The organism is Amycolatopsis sp. lyj-109 (assembly GCF_046548995.1).
In the GTDB taxonomy this organism is placed as follows: Bacteria; Actinomycetota; Actinomycetes; order Mycobacteriales; family Pseudonocardiaceae; genus Amycolatopsis.
In genome coordinates this window covers 72,777-88,442 of the sequence record NZ_JAJPWR010000023.1, presented here as the reverse complement: position 1 = coordinate 88,442, position 15,666 = coordinate 72,777, and the positions used below count along the sequence as shown (strand labels likewise).

Annotated in this window: 17 protein-coding genes and 1 tRNA gene; 11 read left to right on the top strand and 7 right to left on the bottom strand. The window is 72.0% G+C overall.

All coding sequences use genetic code 11. The annotated features are described in order from the left end of the window. Position 1: 1 nt before the first annotated feature. The 9 genes from ACLJQF_RS37960 to ACLJQF_RS37920 all read left to right on the top strand — a co-directional run bounded on the left by ACLJQF_RS37960 (position 2) and on the right by ACLJQF_RS37920 (position 6,288). On the top strand, positions 2 to 454 hold the full coding sequence (locus ACLJQF_RS37960) for an acyl-CoA thioesterase (RefSeq protein WP_410615114.1): 453 nt from the start codon (positions 2 to 4) through the stop codon (positions 452 to 454). Position 455: 1 nt separating this feature from the next. Continuing rightward, positions 456 to 1,031 (top strand): flavin reductase family protein, encoded by a 576-nt coding sequence (locus ACLJQF_RS37955; RefSeq protein ID WP_410615113.1) that lies wholly within the window; start codon positions 456 to 458, stop codon positions 1,029 to 1,031. Between the two features lie 14 nt (positions 1,032 to 1,045). Beyond that, complete coding sequence (locus ACLJQF_RS37950) at positions 1,046 to 2,104, top strand: NAD-dependent epimerase/dehydratase family protein (RefSeq protein WP_410615112.1); 1,059 nt, start codon at positions 1,046 to 1,048, stop codon at positions 2,102 to 2,104. Further along, a complete protein-coding gene (locus tag ACLJQF_RS37945; protein WP_360685667.1) occupies positions 2,101 to 2,286 on the top strand; it encodes a DUF6222 family protein in 186 nt (61 codons plus the stop codon). Before ACLJQF_RS37950 ends, ACLJQF_RS37945 begins: the two co-directional genes overlap by 4 nt. Positions 2,287 to 2,780: 494 nt before the next feature. After that, positions 2,781 to 3,086 (top strand): DUF6235 family protein, encoded by a 306-nt coding sequence (locus ACLJQF_RS37940; protein WP_410615111.1) that lies wholly within the window; start codon positions 2,781 to 2,783, stop codon positions 3,084 to 3,086. 288 nt (positions 3,087 to 3,374) lie between these two features. Further along, positions 3,375 to 3,917, top strand: a complete 543-nt coding sequence (locus ACLJQF_RS37935; RefSeq protein WP_410615110.1) for a DUF6423 family protein — start codon at positions 3,375 to 3,377, stop codon at positions 3,915 to 3,917. A gap of 40 nt (positions 3,918 to 3,957) precedes the next feature. Next, positions 3,958 to 5,286, top strand: coding sequence for an NAD(P)-binding protein (locus tag ACLJQF_RS37930; RefSeq protein WP_410615109.1), 1,329 nt, complete (start codon positions 3,958 to 3,960; stop codon positions 5,284 to 5,286). Further along, on the top strand, positions 5,279 to 5,749 hold the full coding sequence (locus ACLJQF_RS37925; protein ID WP_410615108.1) for a DUF6187 family protein: 471 nt from the start codon (positions 5,279 to 5,281) through the stop codon (positions 5,747 to 5,749). Before ACLJQF_RS37930 ends, ACLJQF_RS37925 begins: the two co-directional genes overlap by 8 nt. Then, positions 5,737 to 6,288, top strand: coding sequence for a carboxymuconolactone decarboxylase family protein (locus tag ACLJQF_RS37920; protein WP_410615107.1), 552 nt, complete (start codon positions 5,737 to 5,739; stop codon positions 6,286 to 6,288). The genes ACLJQF_RS37925 and ACLJQF_RS37920 overlap by 13 nt, the downstream gene beginning before the upstream one ends. A gap of 41 nt (positions 6,289 to 6,329) precedes the next feature. On the opposite strand, the gene ACLJQF_RS37915 is transcribed toward ACLJQF_RS37920, so the two are convergent. The 6 genes from ACLJQF_RS37915 to ACLJQF_RS37890 all read right to left on the bottom strand — a co-directional run bounded on the left by ACLJQF_RS37915 (position 6,330) and on the right by ACLJQF_RS37890 (position 12,415). After that, positions 6,330 to 6,881 carry a YceI family protein gene (locus tag ACLJQF_RS37915; protein ID WP_410615106.1) on the bottom strand — a complete coding sequence of 184 codons (552 nt, stop codon included), beginning with the start codon at positions 6,879 to 6,881 and terminating at the stop codon, positions 6,330 to 6,332. Positions 6,882 to 6,993: 112 nt separating this feature from the next. Further along, entirely contained in the window at positions 6,994 to 8,067 is a 1,074-nt protein-coding gene (locus ACLJQF_RS37910) for a nucleotide disphospho-sugar-binding domain-containing protein (RefSeq protein ID WP_410615147.1), read from the bottom strand. 82 nt (positions 8,068 to 8,149) lie between these two features. Then, the gene (locus tag ACLJQF_RS37905; protein ID WP_410615105.1) at positions 8,150 to 8,752 is read right to left on the bottom strand and encodes a dTDP-4-dehydrorhamnose 3,5-epimerase family protein; all 603 of its coding nucleotides are present in this window, start codon (positions 8,750 to 8,752) and stop codon (positions 8,150 to 8,152) included. 728 nt (positions 8,753 to 9,480) lie between these two features. Beyond that, positions 9,481 to 9,557: transfer RNA gene (locus ACLJQF_RS37900), tRNA-Arg, on the bottom strand. Positions 9,558 to 10,807: 1,250 nt separating this feature from the next. After that, positions 10,808 to 11,182, bottom strand: a complete 375-nt coding sequence (locus ACLJQF_RS37895; RefSeq protein ID WP_410615104.1) for a peptidase inhibitor family I36 protein — start codon at positions 11,180 to 11,182, stop codon at positions 10,808 to 10,810. Positions 11,183 to 11,359: 177 nt separating this feature from the next. After that, positions 11,360 to 12,415 carry a LacI family DNA-binding transcriptional regulator gene (locus tag ACLJQF_RS37890; RefSeq protein WP_410615103.1) on the bottom strand — a complete coding sequence of 352 codons (1,056 nt, stop codon included), beginning with the start codon at positions 12,413 to 12,415 and terminating at the stop codon, positions 11,360 to 11,362. A gap of 59 nt (positions 12,416 to 12,474) precedes the next feature. Here ACLJQF_RS37890 and ACLJQF_RS37885 point away from each other — a divergent pair, with 59 nt between their 5' ends. Both ACLJQF_RS37885 and ACLJQF_RS37880 read left to right on the top strand, forming a co-directional pair. Next, positions 12,475 to 13,656: an MFS transporter gene (locus ACLJQF_RS37885; protein WP_410615102.1), complete on the top strand. Its 1,182-nt coding sequence runs from the start codon at positions 12,475 to 12,477 to the stop codon at positions 13,654 to 13,656. Between the two features lie 186 nt (positions 13,657 to 13,842). Then, a complete protein-coding gene (locus tag ACLJQF_RS37880) occupies positions 13,843 to 15,021 on the top strand; it encodes a sensor histidine kinase (protein ID WP_410615146.1) in 1,179 nt (392 codons plus the stop codon). Here the strand turns inward: ACLJQF_RS37880 and ACLJQF_RS37875 are convergent. Continuing rightward, on the bottom strand, positions 14,995 to 15,633 hold the full coding sequence (locus ACLJQF_RS37875) for a phosphoglycerate mutase family protein (RefSeq protein WP_410615101.1): 639 nt from the start codon (positions 15,631 to 15,633) through the stop codon (positions 14,995 to 14,997). The two genes, ACLJQF_RS37880 and ACLJQF_RS37875, sit on opposite strands and share 27 nt — an antisense overlap. Positions 15,634 to 15,666: the final 33 nt, after the last annotated feature.

Here is a 15,666-nt window from a genome sequence, read left to right as displayed (position 1 = left end):
GATGTCCGACTACTACGAGATCCGCCACACGGTCGGCTTCGAAGAGACCAACCTGGTGGGCAACGTCTACTACGTGAACTACGTGCGCTGGCAGGGCCGGTGCCGCGAGATGTTCCTGAAGGAAAAGGCGCCGGCGGTGCTCGAAGAGGTCCGCCACGACCTCAAGCTGTTCACCCTCAAGGTGGAGTGCGAGTTCTTCGCCGAGATCACCGCGTTCGACGAGCTGTCCATCCGGATGCGGCTGGAGGAACTCACCTCGACGCAGGTGCAGTTCGCCTTCGACTACGTCCACCTCACCACCGACGGCGAGGAGCGGCTCGTGGCGCGGGGTCGGCAGCGGATCGCCTGCATGCGCGGGCCGAACACGGCCACCGTGCCGTCACGGGTCCCCGAGCAGCTGCGCGAAGCGCTGGCGCCCTACGCGACGGCCGCGGTCAACGGCAGGGGAGTCTGACGTGGGCTACGACGCAGAGCCTTCCGAGGGGGCTCCCGTACTCAAACGGCTGCGGACGTCACGCGCCCGCAGTGGCCTCTCCGTCCAGCCGGGCCTGCGGCAGGTGATGGCCCAGTTCGCGACCGGGGTGACGGTGCTGACGGCGGGCGGGGAGGACGCGCACGGCATGACCGCCAACGCGTTCTCGTCGGTGTCGCTGGAACCGCCGATGGTGCTGTGCTGCGTGTCCAAGGCGGCCCGGATGCACACCGCGATCGTCACCGCGGGCTCGTTCGGGGTCAATATCCTCGCGGCCGAGCAGCAGGAGCTGTCGAAGTACTTCGCCGATTGGCGCCGTCCCGACGGGATCGCCCAGTTCGACGCGGTCGGCTACACGGCGGGCGACCTGACCGGCGCACCGCTGCTCACCGGCGCGCTGGCGTGGTTGGAATGCGAGCTCGCCCAGGTGGTGTCGGGTGGTGACCACTCGATCTTCCTCGGCCGGGTGGTCGCCACCAGCCGCGGCGAGGGCGAACACGCGCTCGTCTTCTACGGCGGCGGCTACCACCGGATCGACGGGCGGGCCCGCGCGGCCTGAGGGAGGCGAACGTCATGCTGATCGCGGTCACCGGCGGCACCGGCTTCCTCGGGACCCACACGGTCGCGGCCCTGCTGCGGCGCGGGCACCGGGTACGGCTGCTCGCCCGCGACCCCGGCCGGACCGTGCCGTCCACTGTGGACGTCGTGACCGGCGACGTCACGGACCCCGCTGCCGTCGCCCGGCTGGTCGACGGTGCGGACGCGCTGCTGCACGCGGCGGGCGTCTACACCTTCGACAGCAGGCGCCGGGCCGAGCTGTGGCGGGTGAACGCGGGCGGCACCGAAGTCGTGCTCGCCGCCGCACGCCGGGCGGGCACCGGGCGGATCGTGCACGTCTCCACCGTCGGGGCGCTGTACCCGGCGGCCGGGCCGACGATCGGGGCGGCGAGCCCGGTCGGCACCCCGCGGGAGGCCTACCTCGCCTCGAAGGCCGAGGCCGAGCGGATCGCCCGCGCGCACCGCGCCGACGGCGTCCCGGTCACCGTCACCCACCCGCCGGCGCTGCTCGGACCGCACGACCCGCACCTGGGCGACCAGAACGCGCGGCTGCGGGACCTGCTGCGCGGGCTGATGCCGATCTGGCCGTCGGGCGGGCTGCCGATCGGCGACGTCCGCGACTCGGCGGAACTGCACGCGCGGCTGTTCGACGGCGTGCCCGGCGACGGGTACTTCGGGCCTGGCCACTTCCTGACCACCCGCGAGTACCTCGCCGTGGTCCGGGCCGCGACCGGGCGGCGCCTGCCGGCGGCGTTCCTCCCGGCGCGGGCGATGTTCCCGGTCGGCCGGGGTGCCGACTTGCTGCAGCGCGGCTGGCCGTGGCACATCCCGGCCGAGTACGGCGCGCTCTACGTCTGCGCCTCCGCCGTGCCCGTCGCCGCGGACGCACCCGGGGCCGGCGTCCCGGCGCGGCCGGTGGCCCGCACCGTGCGCGACACGGTCGCCTGGTTGCACGCGACCGGACGCCTCACCGACCGGCAGGCCGGCGCGGCCGCCCTGCCCACTGTGCCCATGACGACGACAACGGTCCCGGCCGAGCCGGGACCGTCCCGACCGAGGAGGGTCCTGCCATGACCGCCAGCGACGCCATCGAGCCCATCCGGCCCGGCTCCGACACGGTTCCGACCGCCATGACGGACGTGCCGGACGGCCGGCAGGCCCGGCCGATGCCCCGGCTGGGGCGGGGCATCGTCTGGTCCGACATCGTCGCCGAGATCGAGCACGACTACGAGGTCCGGCTGCGGGATGCCGCGTGAGCGGAAGTCACCGCGCGGACGCCGCGGTGAGGCACTCGCCCTCGCGCTGAACCGCTGCCGTCGAACCGCCTCGGCCACTCGACGGCCGGTATCCCGGAATGCGGCGAGATTCGTCCGATTCGTGAGCTTGCCGGGCCGGGGAGGGAGAACGGAGGAAACGCCATGACAGCTCCAGCGTTGCCGGCCGGGAAGGGCCGGGCCGACGGATAGCGGCCGAACCGAGCGGCCGCCCGCGCGCGGACTCGCCGCGGGAACCGGCCGCGCCGGCCGAGCGGGAGTACCTGCGTGAGCACATCGTTCTCGGTTACAACTGAACGTCCGGTGGCCGGGCGGGTGCCGCGTCACGGGCGCGCGCCTGCCGGTCCGGCGCACGCACGGAGATGACGCGGTCACCGCGAGGGCGGGACACTGGAACCTCACCGGGGCCGGAGTGCGGGGCGGGAATCGCCGTGCGCGCCCGGCGCCCGGCCGAAGTTCGGTTGGGAGGCCGGTGGATGGCGATGCGCCTCCAGCTCACCGCGGGAGTGCAGGTGCTCGAGGACTGGGCCGAGTCGGCGACACAGGCCGAACGGAATGTCGTCTACGAGGCATTGTTCGGTGTGAGCGACGGGTCGGCTTTCCTGGTCTACGACATTTTCGGCGACCCGCACGATCCCGGTAATTTCATGATTATGGTGAAACCGGGTCTGGTGCTGAAGATAATGGTGCAGCGGGCGGAATCCGCATTCGAGATCCGATATGTCGGCAGTCGGCAGGACGGCGTCGACGCGCCGGCCCGTCCGGGCTCTTCGGGTCAGTGAGCACCGGTCGCGAGCTGACGCTGAGGCTTACTCCGGCCAGGCTGCCGCGGCTCGGTCCCCATGACGGTTCGTGACCGGGAGGGTCGGGCGGCGTCCGGCGGCCGAATGAGCGGCACTGCGCCGAACGGGGTAAGCCGTCGCCCGGATGGCGTACGTTCCCTGCTGGGGCAATGCATGCGACGGAACGGGAATTCCTCATCTTGACAATGTCTCTTGTGGTATGAAAACCTCGTCATGTTCGCCGTTGCGGCCGTTATTTTCTGGGGTGAATAACGAGGAGGCTTCGTCATGTCGTCGCCCGAATTGCCAGGACTCGATGTTTCCAGCCGGGTCCGCGCCCGGGACATCCAGCTCACCGGCGTGGCCGATGTCGGCCGCCGGGTACTCATGATCACCGGCGCGATCGACACCACCGATCACGACGTTTCGGTGAGTGTCAGCCTGCCGGAGCCGGGGCGTTGGCAGGTCATCAAGGCCGAGACCAACCTGACCGACCGGACGTGGGTCGCCATGCAGGCGGTGCTGGACGAGGACTCGGTGTTCATCGACGACGCCGCGCTGATGTCGCCCCAGTTCGCGAAGAGTTTCATGACGCCCGACCAGCGGCGGCTGACCTTCTACGACGGTGAGGTCCGGCCGGGCGAGGCCGTGCTCAAGACGTACTCGATGGAAACCGGCAGCCGCAAGCCGACGTACTTCTCCTCCCGGTACAGCCCGATCGCCACCGACAGCGCCGAGCGGTCGCAGCAGACGCTCGAGGAGCTGGTCACCAACGGGATGCGGCAGCGACCGGTGGTCGAGCTGATCGTCCCGATCACGGTGATCGGCTGAACCGGCGCCCGGTCCCGGACTCGGGCGTGAGGGGGAGTTCGTGATCAAGTTCGTCCCGGAACCGCACCTGCTTGATTCACCCCGCGGCCGTGACTGGCCGCGGTTGCCCGCCGCGCCGGCCGCGGGCCGCGAAACCCGGCCGCCCGCGACGGCGGAGGTCGTCGTCGTCGGGGCGGGGCCCGCCGGGCTCGCCGTGACGTCGGCGCTGTGGCACCACGGCGTCCGCGACGTCGTGGTGCTCGACCGCGACGGCCGTCCGTGCGGGCGGTTCCTCGACCGGATCGACCGGCTCGGCCAGCGCGTGCTGCGCTCGCCCTACGAGCACCACCCGGGAGTCGAGGGCTACCGCGACTGCGAGCTGGTCGACTTCGCCCGGCTGCACTGGGCGCGGTTGACCCCGGTCGAGCGCCGGGAGATCCGGATGTCGCAGGCCGGTCACCGGTCCGTCGTGCCGGTGGACGTCTTCGAGGCCTACTGCGCGCATCTGGCGGCGAGCCACCACGTCACGGAGAAGACGTGGCGGGGCGAGGTCCGCGAGGTGCTGCCGGCCGCCGACGCGGTCACGGTGCACGCCGGCGCCTTCACCGTCACCGCCCGCCACGTCGTGCTCTGCCTCGGCGAGGAACGGCGCCCGGCGCCGGATTCGTGGTGGGGCGGCGGCCCGACACCCCCCGGGATCTCGTACTGGGACGAGCCCGTGCCGGACGGCGGGCGGCAGATCGTCGTCGGTGCCGGGCTGACCGCCGCGCACCTGATCACCAACGCGCTTTCGGCCGGGCGGGAGGTGCACTGGGTGCTGCGCGACCCCGGCGAGCGGTACCAGTGCGCCGACGTCAACTCGACGTTCTTCCGCCCGGAGGGCCGCAAGCGGTTCGACAGCGTCGGCTGGGACGACCGGCTCGCCCTGATGAACCAGTTCCGCCGGGCGTCGATCATGTTCGAGTTCCAGCCGTTGCTCCGGCAAGCCGAAGCGGACGGCCGGCTGGTCGTCTACCGCGGCGAAACCGTGGCCCGGATCGCGACCGGCGTCGGCGGGACGGTGACGGTGCGCCTCGCGAGCGGCCGCCGGATCGCCGCCGACCACGCCGTCCTGGCGCTGGGCACGGCACCGTCGATCGGCGACGGCCTGCTGCCCGCCGAACTGGTCGGCGAGCGCGACGGGTGGCCGGCCCTGGACGAGCGCACCCTGGTCTTCGAGCGCGCCCCCCGCGTCTCGGCGGTCGGCGCCGCCACGGCGATGGTCCTCGGCCCGGCGGCCCGGAACATCGACGGGCACCGCGTGGCGACGACCCGGGCGGCCGCGGCCATCGCGGCCGCCGTCCGCGAGGAAAGCCCCGTCCGGACGCTCCGGGAGGCCGTCGGTGTCTGAGCCCGCCGGCAGCCGGTTCGCCCTGCCCGACGACAGCCGGTTCGCCCTGCCCGACGTCGACGCGCCCGCCGACGTCGAGGTCGGCATCATCCTGCTCGGCCTCGATCCCGACCGCCTGCTCGGCGGGCTGGGCCTGGCGCGGATCGCCGACGATCCGGCGCTGGTCACCCAGCTGGTCGACCAGGTGCGCCACGGGGGCAGCAGTTTCGACCTGCCGGGCCTGGTCGCCCTCGGCCGGGCCCATTGGCGTTCGGTGCGCTCCGCCCTCGACGAGCCGGCGGCGGACACCCCGGGCTCGCTCCGCCAGGAGTGGGTCAAGACCGCCGCGCGCGTCGCCGCCGTCGCGCCGGGCGCGGGGCACGCTTCGATCGCGTACCTGACCGCGTGCGTGCTGCGCCGCGCGGACGTCGATCCCCGCGCCGACACACCATCGAACGGAAAGGACCCGCGATGTCCTACCTGAAGTCCCTGCCGGCCGAGACGACCCTGCTCCAGGTGTTCCAGGCCTACCCCGAGCCGGCCCGGCACCTGCTGGCCTTCCACGAGCTGGTGCTGCGCGGCGAGTCCCCGTTCACGCCGGGCGAGCGTGAGCTGATCGCGGCTTACGTGTCCGGCGTGAACAGCTGCGATTACTGCCACGGGATCCACGCCGTCACCGCCGAGGCGTTCGGCATCCCGGAGGGCACGCTGACGGCGGTGCTCGCCGACCTCGAGTCCGCCCCGGTGGACGCCCGCCTCAAGCCGGTGCTCGCCTACGTGGGCAAGCTGACGAGGACGCCGGCGAAAATGACCGACGCGGACGCCGAAGCGGTCTTCGCGGCCGGCTGGGACGAGCGTGCGCTCCACGACGCCGTTCTGGTCTGCGCCCTGTTCAACTTCATGAACCGGATGGTCGAGGGACTCGGCATCCGCGCCGCCGAGGGCTACACGACGACCTCGGGCGAGCGGCTGAAGAACGCGGGCTACGCGGGTCTGGCGGAGTTGCTCGACGCCCCGGCCTGACCGGGTGCGGGCCGGGCTCACGAGCCCGGGCCGCCTGCTCGTCAGGTGTTGAGAACGGCTTCGATGTCCAGCGTGATGTCGACCTTGTCGCCGATGACGACCTTGCTGCCGTCGACCGCGAGGCCGAAGGTGAGCCCGAAGTCGGAGCGCTTGATCGTGGCCCGCCCTTCGAAGCCGATGCGGGTTTCGCCCTCGAGTCCGGTCGGGTCGATGCCGAGCAGCTCGAGCCGGATGTCGACCGGCCGGGTGGTCTCCACGATCGTGAGGTCGCCGGTGAGCACCCAGTGCTCCCCGTCCGGACGCAGGCCGGTGCTGACGAACCGCATCTTCGTGTTCTCCTCGGCCCGGAACCAGTCGGCCGAGCGCAGGTGGTCGTCACGCATCTTGAGGCCGGTGTCGACCGAAGCCAGGTCGATGTCGGCGGTGACGGTCGACCGGGCGAGGTCGTCGGCGGTCACGATCTGCGCGGTGAATTCGGTGAAACTGCCGCGCACCTTGCTCATCAGGTGCCGGACGGAGAACCCCACCGCGGAGTGGAAGTGGTCGACGGTCCACGTGCCGGCGATCCACTCCGGAACCGCCGCCGGATCCACCGTGGCCTCGCTTATGAGAGGCCTCCCCGTGCGCTCGTGGTGCCTTTCAGCCGACCTTGACACCGTCTCCCACCGAAGGGCACCTTCGCCCGTGCTCTGTTCCGGCGGGCGTTCATCCGCCCAGAGCCTCGAGATTGGCGACGACATCGAGAGGTGAGAGCTGCGCCGCCATCTCGCGGGCGACGGCCGAAGCAGCCGCGGCGAACGCGGGCGTGCCGAGCAGTTCTTCGCAATGCGCGGCCACGGCTCTCGGGGTGACTTCGTCCGGCAGCATCCTGATCCCCGCGCCGGCCTTGGCGACCGCGTCCGCGTTTTCGAACTGGTCGTCGAACTGCGGCAGCGCCAGTTGTGGCACACCGGCGGAGAACGCGGTCAGCGTGGTTCCCTGGCCGCCGTGCTGGATCAGGACATCGCAGGCGCCGAGCACCTGGTGCAGCGGCATCCGGCCGGCCTGGCTGACGTTTTCCGGCAAGGGACCCCAGGAAGCCATGGCCCGCTCGTCGACCGCGATCACCACGTCGACGTCCAGCCGGCCGAGCTCCCGCACGACGGCCAGCATTTTCCCGTGCAGGTCGGGAATTCCGAAAAGGGGAACCAGTGTACCGAGCGTCAGGCAGATCCGGGGCTTCGTGCGCGGCGCCAGCGCCCAGTCGGGAATGTGCGCGGTGCCGTTGTAGGACACGTGCCGGAAGCTCAGCTGGCCCGTCGCGTGCGGCAGGCGCAGGCTGGGTGGCCACGGGCTCAGCGACAGAGTGGGCTCGGGAAGAGCCAGTCCCGCCGCGACCGGCGAGCCGGCGAGCACCTCGACCGCACCCGCGCGGTACTCCGGCAGTTCGGCCACACCCCAGCGCACGTCGGCCAACGGCGTTCCGTGCGCGGCCGCGGCGAGCGGGCCGGCGAACTCGGCACGCTCGCTCAGCACGACATCGGGCCGCCAGGCGTCCACAATGGACAGCATGCGCGGGAGCGTCGCGGCGGCGATCCGCCCGAACACCCGGCCGTGCACGTGCCGCCGCTGTTCGATCGGGTGCGTGGACAGGTCCGGGCCCAGCTCGACGAAGTCCATCGGCGGCCCGCTCGACACCGCGGGCAGCCCGGACCGCAGGACAGTGTCGACGAAGTTTTCCGGGACGGCGACCAGCACCTCGTGCCCCGCCGCCCGGCAGGCCCAGGCGAGCGGGACCAGCGGGAAGAAGTGCCCGAGCAGCGGCTCGGTGGTGAACAGGATCCGAATGATTGGCTCCGATCTCCGTAACCGGCATGCCCGGTCAGTGCCCCAAGGCCACTTCGGCGGCTTTGCACTTGTCGTAGTGCGGAAGCAATCCGCGTTCCCGGGCTTCGGCGAGCGTCGGCGCGACTCGGTCGCGCGCGGACAGGATCGGTGTGAGGTCCTGCGGCAGCGGAAGTCCGAGCTCGGGGTCCGTCACCGAGAGCGCGAGCTCGTTCTCCGGCACGTACTCCCCGGAAAACAGGTAGGACATCACGGTGTCGTCCTGCAACGCGATGAACGCGTGGCCGACGCCGACCGGGAAGTAGACCGCACGGAAGTGCTCCTGATCGACCACCACGGCGTCCCAGTTGCCGAAGGTCGGTGAATCGACGCGGATGTCCACGACGACATCGATCGCCGATCCCCGGGGGCAGTAGACGTATTTGGCACAGCCGGGCGGCGTCGCCGTGAAGTGCACACCCCGGACCACGCCCCGGCGCGACCGGCTGTGACTGGTCTGGGCCACACTGAAGAGCCGCCGACCGGTGGCCAGCCGGAACGGCGTCTCCTGGAACGGCGAGACGAAGAGGCCGCGATCGTCTGAAATCGGGTTCGGCGTGATTTCCAGGGCACCTTCGACGGAAAGCTCACGTATCTGCATCGCTGTCCCCGCTCAAGAGTGACTCCCACGATGTTCGGACTGCGCCTGGATTCACCGCAGCAAGCGTGGCACCGGCACAACCGGGCCGGCGTCTTCAGCCATGCTGTTCGCCGCCGGGCGATGGCGGGTGGCGCTTCGCGCGCGGTGTCACCGGACCGCTGTCCTTGTGGAGACAAGACCGCCGGGCTCCGGTGGTCCGGTCCTCTTGCCCGCCCTGCCCGCTCGCCGGCGTCAAGCCGCGTCCGATGTGGAGGGCGGGTGCTCCATTGGCTCTTTGGGCGTTCGGGGCGGTGGTTCCGGAGTGGGCGGGCGCGGTCGGCGAGGTGGCTGAGCTTGGTCAAGTGGCGTTGGACCAGCCCGGCGCGGCGGGCTTCGTCGAGCGCTGTCCGGGTGATGGTGTTCTGCCGTCGTCGGCGGTGACGACCGCCGGGTGCTTCCTGGTGCACTGTGGGTCTCCTTTCCGTTCGGTGCTTCACTCGATCGTGGGGTGCGTGCGCGCACCGAAGCTGCGGTCGATCGGTCAGGTAACAAGGTTGTTTCGGGAAGAACTCGTTCGGGACCCACTGGGCCACCTGGGCGCTTACGCGGTGCGCCTTCCGGAGTCCTGCACGCGAGAGGGGACGAGACGCGGGACCGTCCACGGTGGGAGTACGGCCGAGGCGACGAGTGTGGGCCCGATCACTGGCCCGGGGCACGCCGTGCGCTGCTGCGCACGGCGTCTTCCCTGGTGGCGCCCCCGGCAGGACTCGAACCTGCGACCTAGAGATTAGAAGGCTCTTGCTCTATCCAGCTGAGCTACGAGGGCCCGCGCCGACGGCCGCTACCGGTGACCCGGCACTGGCAGCTTAGTCGTCGCCACCCAGTCGATCGTTCGACACCGGCGAATCGTTTCAGGTCTCGTTCGACGTAATTCGGGAGTTTCTGCGCGCACAGTCGTGACCGGACGCCTGGTCCCCTGCTTGAAGCGATGTGACCCCTCCTCCTGTGTCCGGGGAAGTGCTGAGCGTGACCGAGCGGGCTTTTCCGCGCGGCCGGAACCTGTAATCTGGCCATCAGAAGGCTCTTGCTGTGTCCAGCCAGAACCCTGCTCGCCCGCTCGACCCGCGGCCGGGCAGGCAGCGCCGTGGGCTTCTGCGCACCGCTGCTTGCCCGGCGCAGCGGGCGGCGAGCCCGGTTGCCGGCCCCCTTTCTGCTGGGAAATCGTGTGCAGGAGGCTCCTGCCTGCAGGAACGTCGGGGGCGACCACCTCGGCCGCCTGGCGTTCGGCCGCTGGGTGCGGTCGACCTGGCGGTTGCCGAGCGGTTGGGGGGCCGTCGGGGTCTTGGCGAATGGTGGTTCGGTCTCGGGCGTCGTTGGCGGGTGCGTGCCGGACGGGTGCCCGGCCGCTGAGGTGGTCGGTTTTGTGGCTGCCGCGGGTCCGGCTGTTGGGGCTGTGGTGAGCGGTGGCTCGTCGGGTCGCTGGGTGCGGACGGTGAGTGGTGCCACGGTGCGGGCGCCGGGCGGCTGCCCGGTCCCCGGCGGGCGGCCTGCTGGAGTTCGCCCCCCCCGGTCGGCTGAAAGCGCCACCCGAGAACTCCAGCAGACCTCCCGCCCGCCCGGAACAGGCTCCGTGCGCCCCGGATGGGCCCGTGTGAGCCCCGGACGGGCCGTATGAGCCCCGGATGGGCCCCGTGTGAGCCCCGGACGGGCCGCGTGAGGCCCGGATGGGGTGCGTGAGCCCCCTGGAAGGGCTGCCTGGGGCCTCGGATGGGGAGCGTGAGGTTTCGGATCAGGCCGCGTGAAGCCCGGATGGGGCTCGGCGCGCCCCGGATGGGCTCGTTGCGCCCCAGATCGCTGCGTGAGGCCCCGGAAGTTGCTCCCGTAGGCCCCGGAGGGGCTCCTGAGGGGCCAGGGGCCCCGGGACAGGTTGCGGGGAGCCCGTGGGCGCGCCCTGCCGCAGGGGGCGCGCCCACGGGTGGGGCCGCTTCGGGGGAGCGGCCCCGGTCGGGCCCGGCCGCCGCCGCGAGCCGGCTCCTGCCACGGAGCGGGCGGCTTTGCGGGGCCCGGGTCAGGGGGTCACTCCCAGATCTGGATGCCTCGGACCAGGAACGGCGCGTTCGGGACGTACGTGCCGCCACCCGGATAGGTGACGAAATCTCCTTCCGTCGAGCATTCCGCGTCTTGGTACACCGTGACGTCGCGGGTCATCAAATTTGCGAACGACGACCCGTCGAATCCTTCGGGCAGTGGCAGGCATTCCTCGGTATTGGCCGAGCGCAGGTCGAAACGCTGGATTTCGCCGGCGTAACCGTCGGACGGCCACAGGCAGAACTCGCCCTTGCGGCAGCCCGGATCCGTGCCCGCGTGCGCGGCTCCGACGCTGGTCAGCAGGCCGACCATGGCCAGGATCACGACGTGCGGCAGGCGGGAACGAAGACGACGTGAAGACATGGTGGATTTCCCCTCCGGAATCGCGGCTCTTGGGGGCCGCGGTGAACGTGTGATTCCAGATTGGCGGGCGGTGGGGGATTTGTCAGCCTGCGATTTCGAATCTGTGGACAAGTGCCCGGCAAGGGAAAGGTTGTCCACAGTCGCAGAGGAAGGTCTTGCAGAAAAACAGTGGCGGTGCTACCCGGGGCCCGTACTCCCGCGCACCACCAGCGAAACCGGCACCTCGACCGGCGCCGGCACCGAACCGTCGTCCAGCAGCCCCAGCGCCAATTCCCCGGCGATCCGCCCCTTGGCCGCGAGGTCCTGCCGGACCGTCGTCAGCGGCGGCGGCGACCACGACGCCGGCGGGCTGTCGTCGAAACCGGCCACCGACAGTTCACCCGGCACGCTGATCCCCAGCTCGCGAGCCGCGGCGAGCACCGCCAGCGCCAGCTGGTCGGACATGCACAGCACCGCCGTCGGCCGCGGCGACGCCCCGAGCAGCGCGAACGCCCCGGCCATCGCACTCTCCGCGCTGAGCCCGGCCGCCTCCTCGACGACGACCGAGCACGACCCCAGCTCGTCCAGGTAGCCACCCAGCCGTTCGCGGACGTCGTGGAACGGCGCCGCCGAGGCCTCCGCCACGGTCAGCGCACCCCCGCCGGGCCGAAGGTGGCTGCACGCGGCGAAGATCCCGAACCGCCGGTGCCCCAGGTCCAGCAGGTGCCGCGCGGCCGAAGCCGCGCCGATCCGGTCCGCGCAGCCGACTCGCGCGGTGCCGGGCAGCAGCGGCTGGTCGATCACCACGAGCGGCAACCCCCGCGTGCGGACCGCCTCCAGCGACGGAGCACCGTCGGGCAGCGAGTAGACGATCGCGATGTCGGCCTGCGCGGTGAGCACGCGGTCGGCGGCCGGCCCGCCGAAAACGCCGCCGGGCAGGAGCAGCAGCGCGTGGCCGCGCGGATCGATCACCCGCGCCAGCGCGTCCAGCGTCAGGTACAGCGCCGGGTCCGAAAACGCCATCGACAGCGACGTGTCCAGCAGGACCGCGATCGCGCCCGTGCGGCTGGTTGCGAGACTCCGCGCGGTCGGGTCCGGACCGGGGTAGCCCAGCTCGGCCGCCACCCGCAGCACCTCGTCCCGCAGCCGGGCGGACAGCTGGTCGGGCCGGTTGTAGGCGTTCGAAACCGTCGCGCGCGAGACGCCGACGGCACCGGCGACGTCGTCGAGCGTGGGACGGCGCCGCCGGGTCATCCGCGCAGTCTAACCGCAGGTAGGTGGACTTTCTGAAGCGCTTAAGTCACGCTGAAGACATGCGAGACCGGCTCGCGGTGTTCACCGTGTTCGCCCTCAACGGGCTCGCGCTGGGGTCGTGGGCGTCGCGCACGCCCGCGCTGACCGCGCAGGTGCACGCCTCACCCGGCGTGTTCGGCCTGGCTCTGCTCGGGGCCAGCGTCGGGATGCTCGCCGCCGCCTCGGTGTCCGGACGGCTGATCGAACGGGCCGGCGCCCGTGCGGTCGTCGCCGGGAGCACCGCGATGGCCGCCGGTTCGCTCGTGCTGGTCGGCTTCGCGCCGACCGTCCCGCTGCTGGCCGGGGCGCTGCTGGTGATCGGCGCGAGCGTCGGGATGCTCGACGTCGCGATGAACGTCGCCGGCGTCGCGGTCGAACGCCGCCTCGGCAAGCCGGTGATGTCGGTGTTCCACGCGGGGTTCAGCTTCGGCGCGCTCGCCGGCTCGCTAGGCGCGGGCCTCGCCGCCGGCCACGGCTGGTCCCCGGCGCGCCACCTCACCGTCGCCGCCGTCGTCGCGGTCCTGGTGCTGGCCCTCGTGATCCGCGACGTCCCTGGCATCCGCCCCCGGCACACCGAAGAACCCGTGGTCACGCCGGCGCGGGCGCCGATCCGGCGGCCGGTGCTGTGGCTGCTCGCCGCGGTCGCGCTGTTCTCGGCCATCGCCGAAGGCGCGTCGTCGGACTGGTCGGCGCTGCTGATGACGGTCGAGCGCGGGGTCGGCCAAGGCGCCGCGGCCCTGGCCTTCGCCGGGTTCCAGCTGGTCATGGCGCTGACCCGGCTGGCGGGTCCGTGGGCGCAACGCCGGTTCGGCCCGACCCGCTGCCTCGCCGCGGGTGCCGCGCTCGCCGCCGCCGGGCTGGTCACCGCGGCCACGATCCCGGTCGCCGCCGCCGGTTACGCCGGGTTCGCGCTGGCCGGCGCGGGCCTCGCCGCATCCTTCCCGATGGCCCTCAGCCTCGCCGGGGACGCCGGGAAGCGCGGCGACGGCACCGGCGGCGAGCGCGAGATCGGTTTCGTCACCGCCGTCGCCTACACCGGCTTCCTCGGCGGCCCGCCGATCGTCGGCGGTATCGCGCAGGCGACGGACTACGGCGTGGCGTTCGTCTTCGTCGCGCTCGTCGCGGCGTTGATCCTGCCCGCCGCGGTCGCCGCCCGGCGGTCACGACGGCGGGAAGAAGCGGACGCGATGATCGGCCGATAGTCGTTCCCGGCACGAAATCCGTGCCGCGGCCCGCGTTTCCGCCACGGCCCGGGCGTTGACAGTTTCCTGGTGCGCGAGGCAAGCTGAACCCCGTCGGTAAACTGAAATGAATACGGCGACGTTTCAATTTCAGGTCGGCTGATCAAGGCGGGGGCGCCTTGGTCCGGGGAGGACGTCGTGAGGGTTGTGCTGCTCGGCGGAGCGGGGGCGCTCGCCGGCCGGGGTGGGCGGTTCGGCGGGACGGGTTCGACGCTCGTACGGGACGCCGTGCCGCGGCTCGTGCTGGTGCCGGTCGCGTTCCGGCTGGCGCTGTTCCTGCAGGCCGTCTGGTCCGGCGGTCCGCTGAGCGCGCCGGTGCTCGGGGTCGCGGTCGCCCTCTACCTGGTGCCGAATCTCCTCGAAGTGGCCTGGGTCTTCCGCCGGGCCACCGGAATCCGGCCGGTTCTGGCCGCCGATACCGCGTACACGCTCGTGACGAGCCTCGCCGCGGCCGTGTTCGCGGCGCACTCGCCCGAGCTGCTGACCTTGGCCTGGCCGAACATCATGGGCACGGTCATGGTCTGGACCCTGCTGCGCGGCGCGCCCGCCGGGGCCGTCGCGATCGCCGGCGCGCTGCTCCTGCGGTACGGCATGGCCGCGGTGTCGGGCACGTCGGCGCCCGCGACGTGGATCCTGCTCGCCCTGGTCGCGGCCGCCGTGACGGCGCTGGCCATCGTGCTGCTCGTCGCCGGGTCCATGCGGTTCGCGCTCGGCCTCGGCGAGCAGCGCGGCCGGGCCGCCGAACGCGAACGGCACCGCCGCGACGTCCACGACACCGTCCTGCAGGTGATGGAGGCCCTCGCGCTGCCCGCCCCCGGGGACGCGCTCGACCCGCGAGGCAGCCTCGACCAGGTCCGCCGCACCGCCCGCGCGCACGCCCTGCGCCTGCGGCTGAGCCTCGACGGCGGCACGCCGGCCGAGCCGGGCGGGCTCGAACACCGGCTCGGCGCGCTGACGGTCGAGATGACGGCCGACGGTCTCCGCGTCGACCTCGTCGTGCTCGCGAAGCCCACCGAGGTCCCCGAAGCCGTCGTCAACGCCCTTCACGACGCAACCCGCGAAGCCCTGCGAAACACCCTGAAGCACGCGAGGACGGCGAAGGCCGTCGTATGCCTCGAAGAGCGCGAAGGTGTCGTCACGGTGTCCGTACGCGACCACGGCACCGGCTTCGACCTCGGCGCGCGCCGCGCCGGGTTCGGCATCGAGAACTCGATCCACGCGCGGATGGCCGAGATCGAGGGCGCCGCGCGGATCGACTCGGCGCCCGGCCACGGCACCCGCGTCGTGCTGACCGCGCCGCTAAAGCTGGGTTTCCCCGTCGGGTGAGTCCCGCCACTGGGCGAACGGGCGGTCCAGCGCCCACTTGCCGTCGGATTCGGAAAGGACACGGTATTCGCAGGTCGCCGGGTTGGAGAGGGACTCGAACAGCTCGATGCTCCAGCCGAAGAGCCGTCGGCAGAGCAGCCGCAGCGTGAGCCCGTGGGAGACGATCAGTACCGTCTCGGGGTGACTTTCCTCCCGCATCCGAAGGTCCGAGAGGAACGCCGCGACGCGGTCGTCGACGTCCGCGCCCGACTCGCCGAACGGCAACCGGTAGAAGAAGTGCCCGAACTCGTGCCGCCGCGCCTTCTGGATCTCCTGCTCGGCCGGGTCCTGCAGGTTGCCCCAGTCCTGCTCGCGCAGCCGCGGCTCCTGCAGCAGCCGCTCGCATGACGCCTGGATGTCCAGCAGCCGCAACGTCTCCCGGGTGCGCAGGTACGGGCTGACGTACACCGCGGGCCGGGTCCCGTTCAGCAGCCGCGCGATCTCCGGCGCCACCGCGCGGGCCTCCTGCTCGCCGTCGGCGGTCAGCGGCAGCGCGTGGTCGGGGATCCGCGTGTAGGCGAGCTCGTCGACGTTGCCGAGCGACTCGGCGTGCCGGAGCAGGATCATCTTCACCGCGCCCATCCTGCCCGTCACACGGGCCTGACC

Bases quoted from the DNA above. Each gene is read 5' to 3' on its own strand.
- ACLJQF_RS37960 (WP_410615114.1), top strand. From the start codon at position 2: ATGTCCGACTACTACGAGATCCGCCACACGGTCGGCTTCGAAGAGACC.
- ACLJQF_RS37950 (WP_410615112.1), top strand. From the start codon at position 1,046: ATGCTGATCGCGGTCACCGGCGGCACCGGCTTCCTCGGGACCCACACG.
- ACLJQF_RS37945 (WP_360685667.1), top strand. From the start codon at position 2,101: ATGACCGCCAGCGACGCCATCGAGCCCATCCGGCCCGGCTCCGACACG.
- ACLJQF_RS37940 (WP_410615111.1), top strand. From the start codon at position 2,781: ATGGCGATGCGCCTCCAGCTCACCGCGGGAGTGCAGGTGCTCGAGGAC.
- ACLJQF_RS37935 (WP_410615110.1), top strand. From the start codon at position 3,375: ATGTCGTCGCCCGAATTGCCAGGACTCGATGTTTCCAGCCGGGTCCGC.
- ACLJQF_RS37920 (WP_410615107.1), top strand. From the start codon at position 5,737: ATGTCCTACCTGAAGTCCCTGCCGGCCGAGACGACCCTGCTCCAGGTG.
- ACLJQF_RS37905 (WP_410615105.1), bottom strand. From the start codon at position 8,752: ATGCAGATACGTGAGCTTTCCGTCGAAGGTGCCCTGGAAATCACGCCG.
- ACLJQF_RS37895 (WP_410615104.1), bottom strand. From the start codon at position 11,182: ATGTCTTCACGTCGTCTTCGTTCCCGCCTGCCGCACGTCGTGATCCTG.
- ACLJQF_RS37890 (WP_410615103.1), bottom strand. From the start codon at position 12,415: ATGACCCGGCGGCGCCGTCCCACGCTCGACGACGTCGCCGGTGCCGTC.
- ACLJQF_RS37885 (WP_410615102.1), top strand. From the start codon at position 12,475: ATGCGAGACCGGCTCGCGGTGTTCACCGTGTTCGCCCTCAACGGGCTC.